Genomic DNA, 20616 nt, shown 5'->3' with positions numbered 1-20616 from the left:
AAACGTATGTTCTTATTTTACTGTAAAAAGAAAAGCCCGTGAAGGGGCTTTTCTAAAAGTTGTTATTTACTTGAGTTATGCTTCAGCTTAAGAAGCACATAAATCATTTGTTTTTGATTTTGTAAGGTAACTATCTAAGATTTTTCTGGAGAATATTGTATGAACTTCATAAGAAGTCACTAGTTTCCAAGTAATAAGTAAGTCGTCCTTATAAGTTAGTTCATCAACCGTTTTAGTTAGGCAATCTACATAGCCAGTTGTAACATGGACAATTAAACATCCATCTGAGTTTGTTTGGAAAGATGTATCTAATATTTTTCCGCCTTTTTGTATATTGCTAGCTATTAAATCAAGGTAATGCATACCTTTGTAGATAAGGTTCCTTTCTGTATCACATTGTATCATTTTGGATTCCTCCCAATACTATTTTTCACCGTATTGATTTAAATAATAATCTATTTTTTCTAAGAAACGTTTTTTGGCAGCTGCAAAATCTTCTGGTAAGTATGAGCTAAAATGTTTTTTTGTTGTACTATATAACCCTTGTTTAAAGTTCCTTACAATATATCCTATATTATTTATAGGATCATTATCAATAGTATTTTCTGCATCATACAACTCAAAACCTTCTTTTTCTAGAACGGACGTTCTGAAAAAGTCATCTAATTTTGAATGCATCCATTTTGTGAAATCTTTACGGATTGTTTCAGCTAACACTAACCTTTGGTATTCATCAAAAGTTTTGTTATGCTGATCTTGGTTTTTGGTTTCTAAATTGCTAATAAGAAGTTCAGCTTCATCTTTATCAATTAAACCTTCGCGTTCCATAGTAGTAACTTGGTCAATTTTTCTTTGCATGATTTGTTGTTCTTCACTAATCAAGCTATATGTAGCATGTTTAAATTGCTCATATCCATTTGTTGTGAAAGCATCTTGCTTTCCTAATCCTTTAGGTGAGTATGCGCTAACAGACCCTATGTTTACAAGACCTGGATTCGGATCCAAATCAGCAGAAGGAATTTTTTCAAGAACAGGTTCTTTTTCTACAAAGCCTAATTCATCAAAAGCAAAAGCCATTTGCTGTGAAATATCTTCAGCCTGTTTTTTTAATGTTTGTCCATATTCTTCTTGAGTTTTGTAGTAATACCATAATTTTTCCAGACCGAGCTCTTGATGATATACTACATTACAGAAATTGTTTACATCATGTTGATCTTGACTATATATTTTTCTTAATCCACGTCCTATAGCTTGAGCATAAGGGGAAAGAGTTTTAAATGGTCTGAAGATGGAAATTACAGAGATATTAGGATTATCATAACCCTCTCCTAACATTTGGATATTTACCATGACATCATATTGGCCGTTTGCAAAATCGTTTAATCGTATTTCAATTTGTTCTGGCGATAATCGACTACTGACATAAGTACACGAAAGACCACAATCTTCAAACCATTTTGTAACTAATTGTGCATGGTCATCATTACATGTAATTGCTAAAACTTGATGATTCGGGTAGCTTTTTCGTTTTAATTCCAAAATTTCCTTTGTGTGATTGATTACTTGTTTAGAACATATTTCATCCATGGCTATTGTTCTATTAATCCAATCATTTCCTAGGATTTTTTTTGCTTCTTCTAATGAATAATCTTTTCCACTTTCTGGGTCATGAAAATTTAATTCCCCAGGAATCCCTTCTGCTTTTACAACATTTTTTAATAACCCATCTTCTATTGCCTCTGCTAATGTATATTCGAAAATCGGATCATATTCATGGGTAGAAATCTTTAAGTTATCACTGCGGAACGGTGTCGCGGTTAATTTAATGATTTTAGAAGCATTAAAATAATCTAAGGTGTTTTGCCACATATCTGCTGCAACATGGTGAGCTTCATCAATGATAATCATGTCAAAGAAGTCACGATCTACTAATTCTTTTAAATTAACTTCTTCACTGCTACCAACAATCTTATGGATATTTGTAATTACAATATCTGAGAGATCTAGCTTTCTTAAAACTTGTTGTTTAGATTCTTCGTCTTTACTATTAAATCCTTGGTATAAGTAGCTTTTTGGAAATTTACTTCGATCTAGTATAACCTTTCGCTTATACCAAAATGTATTTTCAGGATTTGTAATCGAGTCAAATTCTTTAAATACCGTTTTTCGAACGATCCGTCCTGGAGTAACCACTAAAACTCTTCCTTTGCTTAAACCAAAAGGAAGCATAGCCATGACACCTGTTTTTCCGGAACCGGTAGGCATAATAATTAGACTTTCTCTATATTTAAAGTCTTGGAATTCTTCATAGTGTGAAATAGCTGCTTGATAAGCATCAATTTGAGGTGAGTATAGATAGGGATTACCTTGAATTAATGGTTTTGTTGTTTGGAAAATGCTCATTTACTTCATCCTTTCTTTTATAAACACATAAGATAGTTTATATTTTAAATTTACAAACTATTTTTCTTGTAAATTAGGCCTTATCGAAAAAATAAAGAAGATAGTAAGAGTTGCCCAAATATATGAATTAAAGGGGTAATTAACCAGCAATATATAAATAAAAACACGCAATATAGCGTGCGATTATTCATTATAAATTGCATTTAAATTAACATTGTTTATCCCCAGATTTACGATTTTTCTCCTTACTTTTAATAAACTCCCAAAACTGTTTAAGCTCTTCTTGTTTATCAGGAGAAGCGTCTTTGATGTCTTTAAACCAAAGGCCTAAATCTGGATCTGTTAAAGGGTTATAGGTATCAGTGTCTCTGGACGTAGTTTTAGCAACATTTCTGCCTAAAAGATAGTCAGTTGAAACCTCAAAGAAATCTGCAAACTTATTTAGCGTGTCATAATCAGGTTTTCTGTTTCCATTTTCATAACCTGATATTGTTGACTCAGCCAGATTTAATTTTTGACCTAACTCTTTCATAGTTAGGTTATTTGTCTTTCTTAATTTTCGTAAATTCTCTCCAATCATAGGAATCCTCCTATTCAACTTCTGAGTTTAATTATACTTTGCAAAGTGCAAAATTTGAAATGAATTGACAATAACTTTGCAAAACGCGTTGACACTTTGCGCATTGCGTAGTATATTTTGGTTAATAACACAAAATGCAAAGTTTTAGGTGGTGATAAAGAATTGAGTGGGCCAAAAGAAATACGCATGAAATTGGGAATTAGTATTGAAGAAGCTGCAAAGAAACTCGGTATTTCAGGTGGCTATTTATCGCAAATTGAAAACGGACAGCGGCAGATTAGTACAGAGAGAGCGGATCAAATTGCAAAGTTATATGAGAAGAAAAAAGAAGATATTTTTTTACCTACGCGCTATTCAGTTTGCAAAGTTTTGAAATGATAAATGGTGCAAGGGTTTGAATGGTAATGAAGATCTATGTCTGAATAATGAAAGAAGGTGAAAAAATGTCAACAATTCAAATGGCAGTACCAGTAGATCCACAGCATAAACATATAAAAAGCCCTTCAAGAGGTGACACCATGAGCCAACAAGAAGAATATGCAGCGACTTATGAATTTGGAAAAACGAAAGTCCGTGTTGTGGCTCCTGAACCAAAATCGCAAAAGGATATTGATAAAATCCTTCAAGCATATTACAAGGCTGGTTGGGCCATCATCAAAGAAATGCAAGTGAAAGAAAATATTGAGGAATAGTTCCTCTCTTTTTACATGAATAATAGACAAGTTACGCATGTACTACATTTATTATAATCATTTGAAAACTAAATATGGAGGCGAACAGATATGGGAACAAGCATATACTGCAATTCAGCAATAGGGGAATTATTACAGAATGCTAGAGAATGTTGTGATAATGTTCAGCTGAAAACGAAGAAAGGGTTATCTAAGTACCTTGGTATTACACATGAACGCTTAACTCGTATTGAATCTGGACTTTCTAAACCAGAATTTGAGCTTGCGATGGATTGGTGTCATGCAACAGGAGCAAAGTTGAATCAACAAGCGATTAAACATATTTATGGTGTTGGTTTACCACCTACAGATCCACGTTTAACTCAAGATGTGAATTTACAATTGATGAACTACATTAAACAAGCAGAAGAGGGGATTTTAGCAGCGAAGGAAATCATGAACTTACAAGTTGCAACAAGGTCATGGAAGCTTGATGAAAAAAAGAGACATGAATACGCAGTTCATGCAAAAGAAATCTTCGATACAATCCAAGCTACTCAATGTGTAGTACAAGCTCTTGAGCAAGTTCATTTTGGCATTATGGAACAAATACAAAGAAGCTGGTTGCAAAAGGCTATGGCGGAGAACGTTATTATTCAATCGGTGGATAGCTTAATGACTTTAACAAAAGTTTTATAAAGGAGGAAATGTAAATGACAGTAGATTACAAGAATCCAAGCTTAAGAGAATATAAGGAACTAATTCGTTATGATGCAAAGTTAACTGGTGAAATAAAAATAGCTAAAACATTTGGTGATGATAAAAAGTCAGGAGAATTACAACAAGAGAAAAAGTTAGTGGGAATTCGAATCAAAATTATTGAGGCATCATTTACTTTAAAACATAAGTGGGCAAAAGAAAAAGCTACCGCCTAGACAACAGTAGCTCGCAATAAATTCTACAAAGTAATTATACCATTTTATTCATTATTTGGACAAGCCACTGTGCTTGTCGTTATGACCAGAAAGGGATTATTGTTCCTCCCTTACCTCTACAAAACTCCTTTCTGGTTGTAACGATGCATACAGCATCAAATTAAATAGAAAGGAGATGTAATTCATGACATATAAAAACGATTCTCTTCATGATCTAGTTCTTCCAGGAGATTTTTCATTTGCAAATAAACTTCATAACTGTATGGTGGCATGTATTCATAACATGTTTACTGCAAATTCAGCTGAAGAATCAAATTACTGGGAAGAAGAACTGGAACGATGTATGAAAGAATTTAAAATGCTTCGTGATACAAAAGAGGAACATGAGGCATCGATGAGTTATCGTGTAGTGATTAAAGATTTAAGAGCAAGAGGAGTTAACGCTTCATTGGTAACACGTAGAAAATAAAAAAGTCTATCACTTGGCAGAGTGATAGATAAATGGTCTTGCAAAGATCTTAGGATTAATTATATCAAATTAGCATTCGTATAACAACGGAGTGTGCCGCATGCTTTTAGACAAATCATCACATAGAGTGTTGCTGAATCCTAAAGTGTTTCAACAAGCAACATCAGAGCAACACCTAATTTACTTAGTAAAACAATATCTCAAAACAGGATATAAGAATTATCGCTTATTACGTGTAGAAGACGGATTTGCGATATGTAAACGGGAGGATGAATAATATGGCAGTTTATAGACCAGTACACGTTTCATTTTGGCAGGATTCATTTGTTTTAGATCTTACACCGGAGGAGAAGTATTTCTACTTATATTTGATGACAAACAGTAAGACGTCTCAATCAGGAATCTATGAGCTTCCACTTCGTATTATTGAAACCGATACAGGATATAACCGTGAAACTGTTATGAAGCTACTAGAACGTTTTGCTGAGTACGGAAAAATTAATTACAACCAAAAAACAAAAGAGTTGTTCTTAATCAACTGGTTGAAATTCAATCCGATTAAAAATGTAAACATTGAAAAGTGTGTTTTAAAAGAGATTCAATCTGTGAAGGACCAAGATTTTTTAGCTGATTTCTATGAAACATGTTTGCAATTAGAACGTGAACAAGATTTCAAAATCCCTCGTATTAAGGAGTATTTATCAGTCCGTTTGGAGGGGCTTATAAGGGGCTTCCAAGACCCTAGCAAGGAAGAAGAAAAAGAAAAAGAAGAAGAAAAAGAAGAAGAAAAAGAAGAAGAAAAAGAAAAAGAACAACAACAAGAAGAACGCGCAAGCGCGGAAGAAGTTGTTGAGGTTAATCCGATTTCTTTTTACGAACAAAACTTCGGACTGATTACACCTTTTATTGCAGATGGTATTCATGCATGGATAGATGATTTAAATGCAGAGCTTGTTGTAAAAGCTATGGAAATCGCTTTAGAGAAAAATACAAGAAACATGAATTACGTAAATACGATTTTAAGAGATTGGCATCTTAAGGGATTGAAAACAATAATGGACGTTGAGGCAGCTGATAAAGCATTTCGTACTCAGCGATTAACAAAAGCGCAGCAACAGACACAAGCACCTTATCAACAAAAAGGCTTATCGGAATCTACTAAAAACGTAATACAGCAGCAAGAATCATGGGAACAAAACATTCCAACGGATGAAGAACTTGCAGCGCTTAATCAAAAAAGTGGGTGGATGGTTCAATGAGTAACGATATGATTCGTAACACAGAAGCTGAACAAAGTGTTTTAGGTAGCATTATCCAAGAAGGCGATTTAATTAAAGATTGCCAGCTGAAGGCAAAACAGTTTTCTTTACCAACACACCAAGTGATTTTTAAAGCGATGAGAGAGTTAGAGGATGCTGAGGTTCCAATAGACCTTATCGCTCTCATGGGGAAATTCGATGAAAGCTTTATGAATCAGATTGGCGGAATTGAATTCTTTGTAAACCTGACAGAAGTTGTAACAACAACTAAAAACTTCTCGTATCATGAAGGTTTAGTGATTGAAGCTTGGAAGATGCGACATGCTCAAGAGGTTGCTGGTAATTTATATAATCGTCTTCAGCATGAAAGAGATATGAGCGCTATTAGTACATCGATTGATGAATTAAGCGCCATTGAGGAGACGGGTTATTCAGATGAATTTAACCTAAAGGAAACCCTAGTTGATCTGTATAAGAACATGCAAATTGATGTAGGGGATTTAACCGGTATACCAACTGGTTATGACGACTTAAACAGAATGACCGCAGGATTGCAAGAAGGTGATTTAATTATTATCGGTGCCCGCCCTTCGATGGGGAAAACAGCATTTGTATTAAACATTGCATTCCATGCAGCAAGCGCTCATACAGCAACAGGGGTCTTTTCTCTAGAGATGGGCGAAGAACAGTTACTTAAGCGTATGATCTCAAGTACTGGAAATATAGATGCTACGAAATTAAAGAACCCTAAAAAGCTATGTAATTTAAAGGATTGGGAAAAGATTAGTCAGGCTATGGGCTTGATAAATGATTTACCATTAGAAATTTACGATAAAGCAAATGTAACGATGCAAGAGATTTACGCAAAGACTAGGAAATTAAAGCGTAAGTATCCTGATAAAAAGGTGCTAGTCGCAATTGATTACTTGCAGCTTATTGTAGGTGATTCGAAGCATAGAGGAAACCGCATGCAGGAGATTGGGGAGATTAGTCGCAAGTTGAAACTTATGGCAAGAGAGCTAAATGTATGCGTGGTTGCATTATCACAGTTAAGCCGAGCTGTTGAAAGCAGACAGGATAAACGCCCATTACTATCAGATTTACGTGAGAATGGTCAAATTGAGCAAGATGCGGACTTGATCGCATTCTTATATCGTGAAGATTATTACGACCGTGAAACAGAAAATAAAAACATAACGGAAATCATTTTAGCGAAACAGAGAAATGGTCCAGTTGGTGTTGGTGAATTAGCATTCATTAAAGAATTTAGTAAGTTTGTAAATTTAGAGCGGAAGTTCAATCACCAACAGGAGGCTTAATCATGTTGTTACGTCAGGAAGTAGAGCGTAGAAAACTAGCGATCATTCGTAAATTATTGGGATTAGGATTAGCTGAAATTAACGGACAAACATTAGATCAACTAACGTTAACGCAGCTTGAAGGAATCTTAATTGCAAGCTTGCAGGTATTGGAGGGAAAGAACAATGCCAAAGCAATTAACAATTTTTGACGTGGAACCAGTTGTATCATTTGATCCTAAGAAAGCTCATATTCACCGTTTGAATTCAAAATTACGGTATGCAGATGTGGTTGTACAAATACCACGTCATGCCAAAGCGATTGATGAATTAAAACCTACGACAGCGCCAGATGATCGTCACGAATTATTTGAGGATTATACAATTGGGATTTGGCGTTATAAGCGAGTGGAGGAAAAACAGTTTGATTGGGAAGAAGCTGAAGAGATATGTAAGCGAGCAAGGGATAGCAAAGAGCCGATTCCAATACGGCTTCATTTATCTCTTGAACAATCATTTGTTCCAGAAAATGTTGTGCGATATTTGTAGACAAACAAAAAAGCCGAGATTGCTCCCGACTTGCTTCGACAAAGTAATTATAACATATGGGAGTGATCTTGGTGGGAATTAGAAAAGAAAATCTTGTAGAAATGACAGCTGAAATAGATTTGAAAATAAACGGAATATATGTTGTTAAAAATGGTCAGGTCCAACTAATAGAACCACCCCAAGGTGGATTTGGTGAACAATCATTTGTATATCAAAGTGGAAAAGTAATTCGTATGGAAGAAAGAAAAACACAGTTACTTTAATCAAATTTGAATTTTGTACAAATATGCAGAGGGGATGGGGATAATCATATAAATAAAAACTCAACTCTCAAAAGGGTGAGAGTTGAGTCTGTGGATGAAATTACTGAGTTCTTGGGATGGTGAACACCAGCACATAAATAATAGCATGAGTATTCAGAAAAAACATTGAGTAAATGTTTCCGATTTTTCAAATTATAGTTAATTGGTTTTTATTAAACAAAAGCGTTAATTGAAAACAAAAAAAGAGCGTACAAATGAGTAGGCTCTTAGAAAGATAGGTTTTATGAGTATTGAATTACCATATACTTTATGTTTCTTTTGCATAATCGTGTAATCAAAATTGAATAAAAAGAGCACATGTTTAAATGTGCTCTGCTCCTTAAAAAGGTGACAGCTCACAAGGCCCAATTTGTAAGCTGAATACATGTGCAGCCGATATTAATATATGTATTTTTTCATGAAGGGTGAAAAGAGAGCACCTTTTCAAAGTGCTCTTTGTAAGGAGATTCCTATAAGTGAAGAGCTTCCATATCAATAATATATGCTTGTCTTATCTAAAGGTGAAAACTTTTATAAGAATGTTATTTCATAGTAAAAAATCTAAGAGCACGTAGATAACAATGCTCTTAGATTAGAAAGGTAGATTCCTATGCCTGGAGGGTCTCCATACAATAACATATGCTTGTCCGATTTAAATGTGAAAAAATTTAACAAAATAGTTATTTGAAACGAAAATATGTACTGAAAAAGAGCACCTTAAAAGGTGCTCAATGACTAATTTTGAGTTGATCATGATTATTGTATGTATGTTTCTAATATATGTGCAGTTTTATATAAAACCCTTATTTAAAGAAAAGGAGCGCTTTTTAAGGCGCTCTATGACCAAGATTTATATATAAAGGTGACTGTGATTATTTTATGTATGCTTCAAATTTATGTGTAGTTTTTAAATGAAATCTTTATTTTAATGTAAAAAGCCCTAGAGGGGACTAGGACTTTTTACATAATAAATCTTTCTGTTTTTAAAAGGACTTAATGAAGATAACACATGAATGTTTCAAAAATGTAACAAAAAAGTGAACAAAATAGTTATTTGAATTAAAAAGAGCACCATTAGAGTGTGTGGTGCTCTTGGGTCAAGAACTATAACGTAGATTAAAGAAAGAATAATGTATACCAAAAAGACAGTAATGTAAGCCATCCGATTGTAAGGGCTATGTATTTTAAAATTTTCATGGTTACTCCTTTTAGATATAGAGTGCACCATGCTGGATAATTTAATTAATTTTTTAACAAAATCCTTATTTTTTATTAAAAACCGCCCTTGTATTTTGGGGTCACAAGGGCAGAAGATATTATGGGTTTGCAAAGGGGAATTTGTAAATCCTTATAAAATGTAACATGTATATAAGCCTAAAGTGGTTACGAAAAAGTAACAAAATCGTTATTTGAAAGGGAGATTGAAAATGTCCTTAGTGGGGAATTTGAAAGAAGCTCAAGAAACTGCTTTTATGGCAATAAATACAATTAAAAAGCTACAAAGAAGAATAAGTGAACTTGAGTTAGAAAACGATCAACTGAAAGGCGTAAATAAGTTTTCTTAATAAAAATTGCATTGTGTAGAAATGAGGAAACTAAAAAAGAGCACCATGTACAAGTGCTCTTCAAGGTAGGAGGTAACTCTATGAGCTGTGTCTAGGTTAGAAGTATATGGTGTGAGAAAGAAATAAGAACAAAATTTTATAATCAGACTAATAAAAAAGAGCAGCTAGCAAAAGCTAACTGCTTAGCCCCAGGGAAGGGAGAGGAGCGATTTGTTAGGTCTAAGGTTGAAATAAGGGTTTTAGATATTAAGACCTAAATATAGTATGGATTTCAATTTAAAAGTTATGCATATAAACTGCATTCGTGCAAAAAAAATGGTTAACAAACAAAGCAGCTAGCTAATTAAGCTAACTGCAATGTTCTCTAAAGGATATGTGATTCGGCACAATTTCATGGGGAAACTATTACGGCTGTTAGCATACCTATAGTATCTACAATTTGTGGGAATTAATTCTTGGATTTTATAATAAAGGACCAATAAAAATAAGATGGCAGACAGTTGGTAAGTGAACTGCCTGCCAAATGAATGAACAGCTTTGATTTGGAAAGATTGAGCTACATCTGTAATAGCTCATGAGTAGTATAGGTAGAAACTTAAAAGTTTATTCAATGTGTAAAGTGAACTAAACAAAAACCTTACTTTGCATAAACAAGTAGCTAGCTTAATAAGCTAACTACTTGTTTTACAAAAGAAAATTAGGCCCTACAAGTAAATGATATGTAACTTTTAGTTACAGCTATAGTATAAGCAGAATTAAAAATATTATGTGGGAGTGAAAATGAGTTTAATAACAATCTCATTTTGTAAAGTTCAAATGCATCCAAAAGGAGAATAACCGAAGGATGCATTTGAACAGTAAATTTGTTATTAGAAATTTTGGTCATGTATACACATAACCAATGTTTAGTATGGGTTTAAATATAACAAAGTATGCAAAAGAGCAGCTAGCAAAAGCTAACTGCTCCATTACCAAAAGGGTTCAAGCTACAATCACTGTTAAGAAAGTAGCTTACAGATAGTATGTACAGAATTGTGATGATTATTCAGATAAATAAAAAGAGCACCTTCGAACAGTGCTCTTTCATGAAGGTTATGCGGAAATAAAATGACGAGCTCACCTAGTAGAAAGGATGGCACAAAATAATATATGAACTTTTATCTAATGGGTGACAGTGAAATAAAAAGAGCAGCTAGCAAAAGCTAACTGCTCCCTACAAGGAGGTACAAAGACAACTACTTTAAATGGGTTCTGGCTAACAGCCTATCTACATTATTGACGGGAAATTGAGTTTTATTCAGGAGGTAGATGTATTTAATGAAAGAATATAGCCCACCATATTCCGAATAATGCAATCCACCCGATTGTAAGGGCTATATATTTTAGAAATTTCATAATTACTCCTTCAAGGACATTGGATTGTTTATAATATTCGCGGAATATTGAGTTTTATTTGTGAAGAATTACTTTTAACTTAATGCATAGCCCACGATCAAAGTTAGTGTTAAAAAAAATGACAATGACAATGTTAGTAGGACTGTTGCTATGCTTCTAAGCATCGCGATCCAATTATCTACTTTAGAGAATCCTTTCATACCAGCAAAAAAGGTTGCCAGTGTTAAAACTAGTAAAAAAAATAAAGGGTGGATAGGTAGTGAATTCATAATAAACATTTTCGTTTCAGATGAGGCTATCGAACCAATCTCAAGATATAAGAGGAATAAACCAATGCAAATAAAAGAAAAAATAAAGGACCATAGATTGATGTTATGTTTCATTGCTTTCTCCTATGTTATTAAAATATTTCCATTTAATTTTAATGGAAAATAAAATAAAAAGAAAACCAGAAAAGCTATTGTTCGACGTGCGAAATCCTTTGAAAAATATAGAGTTAAAAATGCCTGGAGAAACATTTTTGTACAGGCTGGTATCTTAAAGTGAAAAGAAACTGAATATAGTCCGGCTAGAAAACTAGAGGACACCAATTTTTAGAGCAGCAAAATGGCTGTTTTAGGAATAGGTGTCCTTTTTATTTTGAAAAGGGAGATGGGGAGAATGAAAGTACTAAAGGATCAATTGCGTGAATGGAAAAAGCAATCAAATCAAGTGAAAAAGAAAAAGAAGAAAAAATCAAAAGAGAAGCTAAGCACTCGTGACATTGAAAATTTAATGGGGGTTCATGGACCACGTTATGAACGTAGACGTGGAGCTTTAAGACAAAAGTAATTTAAAAATAAAAAGGAGTGGTCTTACATGACTAAACAATTATCTTTCTTACCAAAAATCGATAGAACGGCAACGCAAGAGGAATTAGAAGGCGTGTTGGAAAGTGTACGTATACATAGACAATTTGGGATGATGCGTAAAGAAATGAAAGTCACTCCTTCTTATGAAATACGTGAGCACGGTCCTACACATGCAGTTGGTAAGCCGTTAGAAAATGTTGCTATAGCAAATATTCAACAAAGTAAACGAGAAGAATGGCTTGAAAGGATGTCATTACGTATTAATCAGTTTCTAAATCGATTAGGAAACGGACGTGCAGGAAGTATTCAAAGGGATATTATTTGTAAACGTTATTTAGAAGAAGAGGATATGTGTGATTACATGGTTTATAACGAAATCGGAATGTCAGAGCGTACTTATCGACGTTGGAAGTCTAAAGCGTTTTATAAACTTGCTTTTGCACTTGGATTAGAAGTTTACGAGACAGAAGAGACTGGAGGTAATGAATAATGAATTTTGTTCAGCCGATACGTAATCAAGAGCAAATACAACAAATTAAGGAACATCTAAAGGAAAAAAGTGAACGTAATTATATTTTGTTTGTAATGGGAATTAATACAGGTTTACGTATAAGTGATATTTTAAAACTAAAGGTTGGAGATTTAAATGGTAGTCACATCTCAATGCGTGAAATGAAGACAGGTAAGCAGAAGCGTATACAGATTACAGCAGCACTAAAGAGAGAACTTCGATGGTTCAATGAAAATAGAGAAGATGATGAGTATCTATTGAAAAGTAGACAGGGGAAGAATCGTCCAATTGGCCGCAGTATGGCATACAAGATATTAAGTGGAGCCGCAGCAGAGTTTGGATTAGACGAGATAGGGACGCATACCTTGAGAAAGACGTACGGGTATCACATGTACATGCAAACCAAAAACATAGCATTACTTATGGAGATATTCAATCACTCGTCAGAGAAGGTCACGTTACGTTATATAGGTGTAAATCAAGATGCAATGGATAAAGCAATGAGTAGATTTAAAATCTAAGCATTGTTTTTTCTTTTTAATCTATACAGTTACGCATAATTTTCTAACTGTGTAACTCAAAAGAGAAAGTGTTATAAAACTATGAATAACAAGGGTTGTGGCGTTTGGCTCAGTTACACAGAATATAAGATATGGGTAAGTGAAGAAAAGGCATAAAAAAGGAGCGTAGTTCGTCAAACAGATGTAATGCTCTATTACTTTTAAGTTAAGAAATTCATTGCTTCCGATTAATTGCATCTGTTTTTTGTGATTGTTGTGATTTGAACCATAATATTGCCATAAATCTTTTTTTACTTATAAACTTGCCAGAAGTTTTAATATAAAGCATAAAGTTGCCGTGTTTTTTATTAATGTAGCTTGATGGGCAGGTGGTGCAACCCTAATAGATTTGGGACCTCTCTTTGTATCACTATCCTTTAATTATCATATACATATAAGGTATTAAAATTAAATTTAAAAGGAGAAATATGTTATATGACAAAATTGGAGGAACTAGAAAAAGATTTTAATCAAATGAAACTAGATTTAAAAGCTATACAACATGATATGAAAAATTTAGAAACAAGAATACTAGTAGCTGAAAAGGATGTTTTAACTATTAATAAACAATTAGATAAAATTAGTGCAAATACTACATGGATTTTACGATTAATCATAAGCGGATTGTTAACAGGAGTACTTGGTGTAGTAGCAAGAGCCCTGTTATAGGAAAAAAGGATGTTGGTCAATCAAAACGGATTTAGCGAAGCAAAGAGATTATTTGATTAACTAGCGTGGGAGCCCTTCAAGGATTGAGGGGCTCAAAGGGTACACTCTTTACTGTGGATGTGGTTTACATATATTTTGACAGTCATAGAAATTACCTCCTGTTCTTAACAAGCAATAGGTGAAACAGTCTTGGACAGTATAGGCAAACATTGAGGTTATAGGCGGATTGCCACAAACCGAAAGAACCATAAGCCTGCCCAAGCGGCAAAATTATGGTTCAAATCACAATTGTTATTGATTTTAAAAAAATAAATATCTTTTAAAATTAAATGCAATGTTCTACATTAACGTGTTTCTGGATCTTTGTCTTTTTTTCTAAGACCAAATAATCCTACTAGTCCCAATAAACCAAGCCAAGCCCAATTATTATTTTTATTATGATTAGCATTTAAATCATTTGTCGTATTTACATTTCGAGTTCTCACATCATTATTAACTCTATTCATGTTATTGTCATTAACTCTATTCATATTATTGTCATTAACTCGAGTTGTAATGTTATTATTGTTAACTCTATTCGTATTATATCCATCGTATTCAGCATGGACGCTTGTACCAAAAACCATAATAGTTAGTAATAGGGCACCTAAAATAGATGAAAGTTTTTTCTTCATGGTTTTCCCTCCTTTCGTATTTAGTAATGTCTCCAGTTCCTTTAGACAATATTCGGTTGGAAATATATATAACCATTTGAATTGAAATTGTGATAAACATCTTTAATTTTTATTATTAAAAGTACTTATAATAATGGATTAAGTTAATTGAAATTTATTTATTTTTTATAAGAATAAATTTTTGGTAACAGTACATTCTATGAGAGGTAATTACTATATTTGGGTAAGGTGTTCCTTATGAGTTATAAGAACTTATTTTCTTTAATCCAGAACATGGTTGGGAAAATTTTTTCTATAGTAAGTATTGTTGCTAAAAGTCTAATTTCTTTAAGGAGGAATATTTTTATGGGTATTTTAAGTGGAAATCCACAAAATGAACCAATGCACTACGGAGAAGTCTTTGGGATTTGGAGTTATCTTGCAGCGGCACAAGGTGCAATTGCTGGATATCAAGTTCTTATTAACCACACAGGAGACGAGGATTTAAAGAAATTTTTAGAAAACCTTGTAGAGAATGATATCCAATCAGAAGTTGAAGAATTAAAAAATATATTAAAATTAAATGGTGTTGCATTACCACCAGCACCTCCAGAAAGACCAGTTGCATCTATTGAAACGATTCCTCCTGGAGCTCGCATTAATGATGCAGAAATTGCTGCAAAAGTTTCTATGGATCTTGCTGCTGGGTTAGTAGCATGTAGCCAAGCTATGGGTCAATCTCTTCGAGAAGATGTAGGAATGATGTTTGGTCAATTTCATATGAAAAAAGCACAAGCTGGAGCTATATTACTTCGTCTGAATAAGAAAAAAGGTTGGATTATTCCGCCTCCATTACATGTTCTACAATCAGATCAAGCATAATACCTAAATAAACATTCAATCTATTCTTTATGGCTGTTGCAGTGAGGTAGTCTAGGAAAATAAATGTTGTTAGCGAATTAAAATAAGTGGCAGAGTTGTGACCGCTTTTTGGCAGTAAATGTGCCGGCTATTTTGCAATTACCGTGTTATATTTGTATTGTGAGTAATGGCGGAAAACACAACTCATAAAGATTCCTTTATATTTTGTCTAAACGACTCATAATGATGGCATATAAAATCCGTAACCAGCAGATGGTAGTGATTGAATGTTACCGTTATTAGGGAGAGCTTTTGCTCTTCTTCCAGCTACTTAATAATGTTGGTGAAGATAAAAGTAACAACATTAGGTGGTTGGAAGAAGAATAAAACTTCATTTACCGTAATTAAAATACAAATCAATAATTGATATAAAAGCATCCATTCGGGTGCTTTTTATTTTGGAGGATGAAAGATGGATCTAACTAAATTAACCAAACAAGAACAATCAGTTGTGATTGGTACATTCATTTCCATATTGGGTGAGCAAATAGTGAATGGGAATATTAATCCTGGGAAGTTAGAGAAGGTAAGTGTAATTCATAATGAGCTACACGATAACACAACACCAAAACAAAGAAGAGAAGCAATGATTAGTTTGCTCGATAAAACAATGAATGAGTTCTTAGTAACGGATGAATGATGAAGGAATACAAAACCAAACAACAGAAGCGTAAGTTCTATGACAGTGGTGAGTGGAAGAGTATACGAGAACAAGTCAAGAAGCGTGACAACTATGAATGCCAAGAGTGTAAGCGCAAAGGTCATGTTCGTGTGGACACCAATGAGTACAGTGAGAGTGCCAAGCGTAAGAAGATACAACTCGTTGTCCATCATATAAAAGAACTAGAACATCATCCAGCACTTGCATTAGAAATAGATAATCTAGAAACAGTCTGTGTGGATTGCCACAATAAAGAACACGGTAGAACATTCAAAAAGAAACAAAATAAATGGGAACATGATGAAAAGTGGTAAAAATGATTCGAAAATCCCCCCCCTTAAAATATTTCAACGATTTTTCGTCTTAGGGGCACCGGAGGAGGGGGTTAACTGTCAGGTTTTTTTCGAAATTACGCACGTAAGGGGGGGTGGGTAGATGGCTGTTAGTATTGTGAGGTTAAAAGAACAGCTCATGAATAGTATTGATATTGCAGATTTAGTCGAAGTTGAAAAGGTAGAAAGATACATTGATCTGGTCAAGGCATTTAGAAAAATAAATAAAACCATTAATAAAGAAGGCGAGTCCGTAACAGTAAAAAACGGTTCTCAAGTTTTTGTTAAAGCCCACCCTCTTATAGGTGAGAGGAATAAAATTAACAGTTCTTTAATTGCGTTAGGCAGAGATATAAAGTTTGTTGTTAAGGCTAACATTCCTAATGCGGGTTATAGTGAAAGTGATCTAACATGATTAGGCAAAAGTACATTAATGAATATATTGAACTTTATCGAAGTGGAAAAGTAAAGTTCAATAAAGAAAGAGAATTGTTAATTGAATATCTAGAAAAATATGTTTTGAACAGAGACGATTTATATTTTGATGATGAAATGATCGAGAAGTGTATCCGCTTTGGTGAGAAGTGGTACTTTCCATTACAATCTTTTCAGAAATTCTTAATAGCATTCGTCTTTTTATTTTACAAGAAAAATGGTCGCGTATTTTATCGTAAATTCTTATGGATGCTTGGACGTGGTGGCGGTAAAAACGGATTAATATCAGTCATCATTCACTTTTTAATTAGTGAAATGCATGGTATTCCGGAGTATAACATTTCCGTTGTTGCAAACAGTGAAGAACAAGCGAAAACAAGTCCTGATGAAGTTCATAAATGCGTTAAACGGAATGAAATATTGCAACGAGCATTTAAAACAACATTAACTCAAACTGTTTCTAAAGCTACAGGAAGTGTATTGAAGTTTAGGACATCAAACGGAGATACAAAAGATGGTTTGCGTGATGGCGCGGTTGTATTTGATGAAATACATCAATATGAAAGTAATAAAGATGTGCGAGTCCATATCAGTGGTTTAGGGAAAAAGAAAAACCCACGCGAATTTTATATTGGTACAGATGGATATGTACGTGATGGTTTCTTAGATAAGCAAAAAGAAAAAGCAATGAAGGTTTTAAACGGTGAAGCCCGTCCAAACGCTATCTTTCCATTCATTTGTAAATTGAATGATGAAAAAGAAGTTGATGATCCAGACGATTGGGAAATGGCAAACCCTATGTTATCGCAGCCTTTAAGTGAGTATGCCGAAGGATTGCTTGAAACAATCAAGGAAGAATACGAAGATTTAGAAGATGATCCAAGTAACCGAGAAGAGTTCATGACGAAGCGTATGAACTTACCAGTTACAAACTTAGAGCGTTCCGTTGCAAAGTGGTCAGAAATTCTTGCTACAAATCGTCCATTCCCTAATTTATATGCTCAAGAGTGTATAGGTGCATTAGACTTTGCGAGTATTAGAGATTTTGCAGCATGTGGCCTTTTATTTAGACAAAATGGTGAGTACATTTTTAAAACGCATTCCTTTGTCCGAAAGGAATTTGTAGATATCTATTATGGATATTCTAAAAAAGCAGGTGAATTTAAAAAACAAAAATTTGCTCCAATAAAAGAATGGGAAGAACAAGGGCTACTAACGGTTGTGGATGAACCGACTATTAATCCTCAACACATTGTTGATTGGTTTGTAGAAATGCGCGAACAATACGGAGTTAAAAAGATTATAGCTGATAATTTCCGTATGGAAGCAATAAGGCCTTTATTAGTTGCGGAAGGGTTTGAAATAGAAGTTATACGAAATCCAAAAGCAATTCATAGTTTACTAGCTCCACGTATTGAAATGGCATTTGCAAATAAACAAATTATTTTCGATGATAACCCTTTAATGCGTTGGTACACACAAAACGTATTGGTTGTTATCAAAGGTGATGGAAACAAAATATACGAGAAAAAAGAGCCAGTACGTAGAAAAACAGATGGATTCCAATGTTTTGTTCATGCTCTTTATCGAGCGGATGAGATACAAGAGGCAACCGACTTTATACTAAGCGATATTAAATTCTAATAAAGGGGGTGATAACCATTGGATGGTTAGGTTCAGTATTCAAAAGAAATAAAGAGCTAGAATTTATGGTCGATCTAGATTTGATTGCTGATACAGCAAACAGGGTTCATATGAAACGATTAGCAATCGATACATGCGTATCATTTTTAGGAAGAACGATTAGTCAATCTGAATTTAGAGTAAGAAACGGTAAAGCTTTTGAGAAGAATGAGCTTTATTATCGATTAAACGTTAGACCGAATAAGAATATGACCGCAAGCACATTTTGGGAAAGGTATATTCGTAAACTTATTTATGATAATGAATGCTTAGTTATACAAGCAGATGATGGTGATTTACTTATTGCCGATGGATTTCAACATAATGAATATGCTGTATATGAAGATACTTTTACCGATGTAATAGTAAAAGATTACACTTTTAAGAGAAGTTTTAAGCAAAGTGAAGTTATTCATTTAAAGTATCGAAATGATAAATTATCTCCACTTATTGATGGATTATTTGCAGATTATGGGGACTTATTTAGTAGGATATTAAACTCTCAAAAACGTAAAAATCAAGTTCGTGGCACAGTTGATATGGAGATGACTGGTTCAAAAACAGAAGAGAACATAGCGAAGTTACAAAAGTTTATAGACGATGTGTATCAGGCATTTGGTAATAAAGATATTGCTATTGTTCCACAACAAAAGGGTATTAATTATAACGAAATATATAATGGTGTTGCGAATGGGCCCAGTGTGGAAGAAATCAACAAAGTAACCAGTGGTTTTTTAAATCAAGTAGCAATGGCTATCGGTATTCCAACAGCTTTATTATATGGGGAAATGGCTGATGTAGAGAAGCAAACGAAAAATTACATACTTTTCACAGTAAGGCCATTATTAAAAAAGCTATCTGATGAAGCAAATGTTAAATTCTTTGAAATGAATGAATATCTTTCAGGACAAAAGATTGAAGTTAAGGCTGTTTCTTACCAAAGTATATTTGACCTTGCAACAAGTATTGATAAGCTCATTTCTTCAAGCGCATTTACAGGAAATGAGATTAGATCCGAAGTAGATTATGAAGATTCGGATGATCCAAACTTAAATGTTCATCACATTACGAAAAACTATACAAAATTAGATGAATCTGAAGGGGGTGAGAAAGAAAATGACGGTGAAAATTGACGTTAAAGGACCAATCATTTCTAGTGATGAGGCTTGGATTTATGAATGGTTTGAAATGGACGCAACAAGCCCAGGTATGGTTGCAAATAAACTTACTAATGCCAATGGTGAGGATTTAATTGTATCAATCAATAGTCCTGGCGGTTATGTACATGAAGGTTCAGAGATTTATACAGCATTAAAAAATTATCCTGGTAATGTAGAAGTTCAAATCGTTGGTTTAGCTGCAAGCGCGGCTTCTGTTATCGCAATGGCTGGTGATAAAGTTCGAATTTCTCCAACAGCACAAATTATGATTCACAATGCTTCCATGTGGAATGGCGGAGATCATCGTGATATGGAGAAAGCTGCTGAGATGTTGAAAACAACAGATCGAGCAATCGTGAACGCTTATGTCATTAAAAGTGGTAAATCCGAAGAAGAACTACTTAATATGATGGCGGAAGAAACATGGATGGGGCCACAACAAGCATTAGAAAATAACTTTGTGGATGAAATCATGTTCATGGAGAATCCAGTTAGAATGACGGCCTCAAGTACCGTTTCTGCCATGATTCCACAGAAAGTAATCGATGGTTTTAGAAACGGAACCCTCAATAAAGAGAAAGCTGAAGGAATTACAAAAGAAGATTTAAATACAGCACTATCAGGATTAAAAAGTGAAATTCTGAATGAGATACAAACTAATACAAAAACAAATCCAAAAGAGCCTATTCAAGAGCCTGTTAATACGAAACAGAATCTGGGTACGCTCTTTTTAAATTTAGGAGGAAAATAAATT

Annotated in this window: 28 protein-coding genes; 23 read left to right on the top strand and 5 right to left on the bottom strand. The window is 33.9% G+C overall.

Features of this window, described 5'->3' with window-relative positions; translation table 11 throughout:
• Positions 1-87: 87 nt before the first annotated feature.
• The 3 genes from LCF45_RS18705 to LCF45_RS18695 form a co-directional block, all read right to left on the bottom strand.
• Positions 88-405: a hypothetical protein gene (locus LCF45_RS18705; RefSeq protein ID WP_263893179.1), complete on the bottom strand. Its 318-nt coding sequence runs from the start codon at positions 403-405 to the stop codon at positions 88-90.
• An 18-nt stretch (positions 406-423) separates the two neighbouring features.
• Positions 424-2403 carry a DEAD/DEAH box helicase gene (locus LCF45_RS18700; RefSeq protein ID WP_263893178.1) on the bottom strand — a complete coding sequence of 660 codons (1980 nt, stop codon included), beginning with the start codon at positions 2401-2403 and terminating at the stop codon, positions 424-426.
• Between the two features lie 208 nt (positions 2404-2611).
• A complete protein-coding gene (locus LCF45_RS18695; protein ID WP_263893177.1) occupies positions 2612-2983 on the bottom strand; it encodes a helix-turn-helix domain-containing protein in 372 nt (123 codons plus the stop codon).
• 162 nt (positions 2984-3145) lie between these two features.
• Here LCF45_RS18695 and LCF45_RS18690 point away from each other — a divergent pair, with 162 nt between their 5' ends.
• From LCF45_RS18690 to LCF45_RS18640, 11 genes are all read left to right on the top strand, one after another.
• Positions 3146-3361, top strand: a complete 216-nt coding sequence (locus LCF45_RS18690) for a helix-turn-helix transcriptional regulator (RefSeq protein ID WP_070146863.1) — start codon at positions 3146-3148, stop codon at positions 3359-3361.
• 65 nt (positions 3362-3426) lie between these two features.
• Entirely contained in the window at positions 3427-3675 is a 249-nt protein-coding gene (locus tag LCF45_RS18685) for a hypothetical protein (RefSeq protein ID WP_263893176.1), read from the top strand.
• Between the two features lie 90 nt (positions 3676-3765).
• On the top strand, positions 3766-4353 hold the full coding sequence (locus LCF45_RS18680) for a sporulation sigma factor-processing peptidase (protein ID WP_263893175.1): 588 nt from the start codon (positions 3766-3768) through the stop codon (positions 4351-4353).
• Between the two features lie 14 nt (positions 4354-4367).
• Entirely contained in the window at positions 4368-4589 is a 222-nt protein-coding gene (locus LCF45_RS18675) for a hypothetical protein (protein ID WP_018780945.1), read from the top strand.
• Between the two features lie 184 nt (positions 4590-4773).
• Positions 4774-5058: a hypothetical protein gene (locus LCF45_RS18670; protein WP_263893174.1), complete on the top strand. Its 285-nt coding sequence runs from the start codon at positions 4774-4776 to the stop codon at positions 5056-5058.
• Positions 5059-5336: 278 nt separating this feature from the next.
• Positions 5337-6317: a DnaD domain-containing protein gene (locus tag LCF45_RS18665; RefSeq protein WP_263893173.1), complete on the top strand. Its 981-nt coding sequence runs from the start codon at positions 5337-5339 to the stop codon at positions 6315-6317.
• Positions 6314-7636, top strand: a complete 1323-nt coding sequence (dnaB, locus tag LCF45_RS18660) for a replicative DNA helicase (RefSeq protein ID WP_263893171.1) — start codon at positions 6314-6316, stop codon at positions 7634-7636. Before LCF45_RS18665 ends, dnaB begins: the two co-directional genes overlap by 4 nt.
• A 2-nt stretch (positions 7637-7638) precedes the next feature.
• A complete protein-coding gene (locus LCF45_RS18655; protein WP_016109007.1) occupies positions 7639-7827 on the top strand; it encodes a hypothetical protein in 189 nt (62 codons plus the stop codon).
• Positions 7802-8164, top strand: coding sequence for a cell division protein SepF (locus LCF45_RS18650; RefSeq protein WP_263893167.1), 363 nt, complete (start codon positions 7802-7804; stop codon positions 8162-8164). Before LCF45_RS18655 ends, LCF45_RS18650 begins: the two co-directional genes overlap by 26 nt.
• A 71-nt stretch (positions 8165-8235) precedes the next feature.
• The gene (locus tag LCF45_RS18645) at positions 8236-8427 is read left to right on the top strand and encodes a DUF3954 domain-containing protein (protein ID WP_000512853.1); all 192 of its coding nucleotides are present in this window, start codon (positions 8236-8238) and stop codon (positions 8425-8427) included.
• Positions 8428-9893: 1466 nt separating this feature from the next.
• Positions 9894-10031: a hypothetical protein gene (locus LCF45_RS18640; RefSeq protein ID WP_263893166.1), complete on the top strand. Its 138-nt coding sequence runs from the start codon at positions 9894-9896 to the stop codon at positions 10029-10031.
• A gap of 1469 nt (positions 10032-11500) precedes the next feature.
• Here the strand turns inward: LCF45_RS18640 and LCF45_RS18635 are convergent.
• Positions 11501-11809, bottom strand: coding sequence for a hypothetical protein (locus LCF45_RS18635; RefSeq protein ID WP_263893165.1), 309 nt, complete (start codon positions 11807-11809; stop codon positions 11501-11503).
• 76 nt (positions 11810-11885) lie between these two features.
• Here LCF45_RS18635 and LCF45_RS18630 point away from each other — a divergent pair, with 76 nt between their 5' ends.
• The 5 genes from LCF45_RS18630 to LCF45_RS18610 all read left to right on the top strand — a co-directional run bounded on the left by LCF45_RS18630 (position 11886) and on the right by LCF45_RS18610 (position 14017).
• Positions 11886-11972, top strand: a complete 87-nt coding sequence (locus tag LCF45_RS18630) for a DUF3983 domain-containing protein (RefSeq protein WP_263894893.1) — start codon at positions 11886-11888, stop codon at positions 11970-11972.
• A 114-nt stretch (positions 11973-12086) separates the two neighbouring features.
• Positions 12087-12257: a hypothetical protein gene (locus tag LCF45_RS18625; protein WP_263893164.1), complete on the top strand. Its 171-nt coding sequence runs from the start codon at positions 12087-12089 to the stop codon at positions 12255-12257.
• Between the two features lie 27 nt (positions 12258-12284).
• Positions 12285-12767, top strand: a complete 483-nt coding sequence (locus LCF45_RS18620; protein ID WP_263893163.1) for an ArpU family phage packaging/lysis transcriptional regulator — start codon at positions 12285-12287, stop codon at positions 12765-12767.
• A complete protein-coding gene (locus LCF45_RS18615; RefSeq protein WP_263893162.1) occupies positions 12767-13309 on the top strand; it encodes a site-specific integrase in 543 nt (180 codons plus the stop codon). The genes LCF45_RS18620 and LCF45_RS18615 overlap by 1 nt, the downstream gene beginning before the upstream one ends.
• A 474-nt stretch (positions 13310-13783) precedes the next feature.
• The gene (locus LCF45_RS18610; RefSeq protein WP_263893160.1) at positions 13784-14017 is read left to right on the top strand and encodes a hemolysin XhlA family protein; all 234 of its coding nucleotides are present in this window, start codon (positions 13784-13786) and stop codon (positions 14015-14017) included.
• Between the two features lie 344 nt (positions 14018-14361).
• Here the strand turns inward: LCF45_RS18610 and LCF45_RS18605 are convergent, their stop codons facing one another.
• Complete coding sequence (locus LCF45_RS18605) at positions 14362-14691, bottom strand: WGxxGxxG family protein (RefSeq protein ID WP_016092203.1); 330 nt, start codon at positions 14689-14691, stop codon at positions 14362-14364.
• A gap of 345 nt (positions 14692-15036) precedes the next feature.
• On the opposite strand from LCF45_RS18605, the gene LCF45_RS18600 reads away from it, so the two are divergent.
• From LCF45_RS18600 to LCF45_RS18570, 7 genes are all read left to right on the top strand, one after another.
• The gene (locus LCF45_RS18600) at positions 15037-15552 is read left to right on the top strand and encodes a DUF3231 family protein (RefSeq protein ID WP_000512143.1); all 516 of its coding nucleotides are present in this window, start codon (positions 15037-15039) and stop codon (positions 15550-15552) included.
• Positions 15553-16003: 451 nt separating this feature from the next.
• Positions 16004-16231, top strand: a complete 228-nt coding sequence (locus tag LCF45_RS18595; RefSeq protein ID WP_016092202.1) for a hypothetical protein — start codon at positions 16004-16006, stop codon at positions 16229-16231.
• Positions 16231-16566: an HNH endonuclease gene (locus LCF45_RS18590; RefSeq protein WP_263893156.1), complete on the top strand. Its 336-nt coding sequence runs from the start codon at positions 16231-16233 to the stop codon at positions 16564-16566. Before LCF45_RS18595 ends, LCF45_RS18590 begins: the two co-directional genes overlap by 1 nt.
• Positions 16567-16687: 121 nt before the next feature.
• Positions 16688-16999, top strand: a complete 312-nt coding sequence (locus tag LCF45_RS18585) for a P27 family phage terminase small subunit (RefSeq protein WP_048517240.1) — start codon at positions 16688-16690, stop codon at positions 16997-16999.
• A complete protein-coding gene (locus tag LCF45_RS18580; protein WP_263893155.1) occupies positions 16996-18663 on the top strand; it encodes a terminase TerL endonuclease subunit in 1668 nt (555 codons plus the stop codon). The genes LCF45_RS18585 and LCF45_RS18580 overlap by 4 nt, the downstream gene beginning before the upstream one ends.
• An 8-nt stretch (positions 18664-18671) precedes the next feature.
• Entirely contained in the window at positions 18672-19835 is a 1164-nt protein-coding gene (locus tag LCF45_RS18575) for a phage portal protein (protein WP_263893154.1), read from the top strand.
• Positions 19819-20613 carry a head maturation protease, ClpP-related gene (locus tag LCF45_RS18570; protein ID WP_263893153.1) on the top strand — a complete coding sequence of 265 codons (795 nt, stop codon included), beginning with the start codon at positions 19819-19821 and terminating at the stop codon, positions 20611-20613. Before LCF45_RS18575 ends, LCF45_RS18570 begins: the two co-directional genes overlap by 17 nt.
• Positions 20614-20616 lie beyond the last annotated feature (3 nt).

The sequence above is a fragment of the Bacillus sp. 41-22 genome, from assembly GCF_025809295.1.
GTDB classification, from domain to species: Bacteria; Bacillota; Bacilli; order Bacillales; family Bacillaceae_G; genus Bacillus_A; species Bacillus_A mycoides.
Note: the sequence above shows the minus strand (reverse complement) of the source record. Positions and strands in the feature narration are given on the sequence as shown.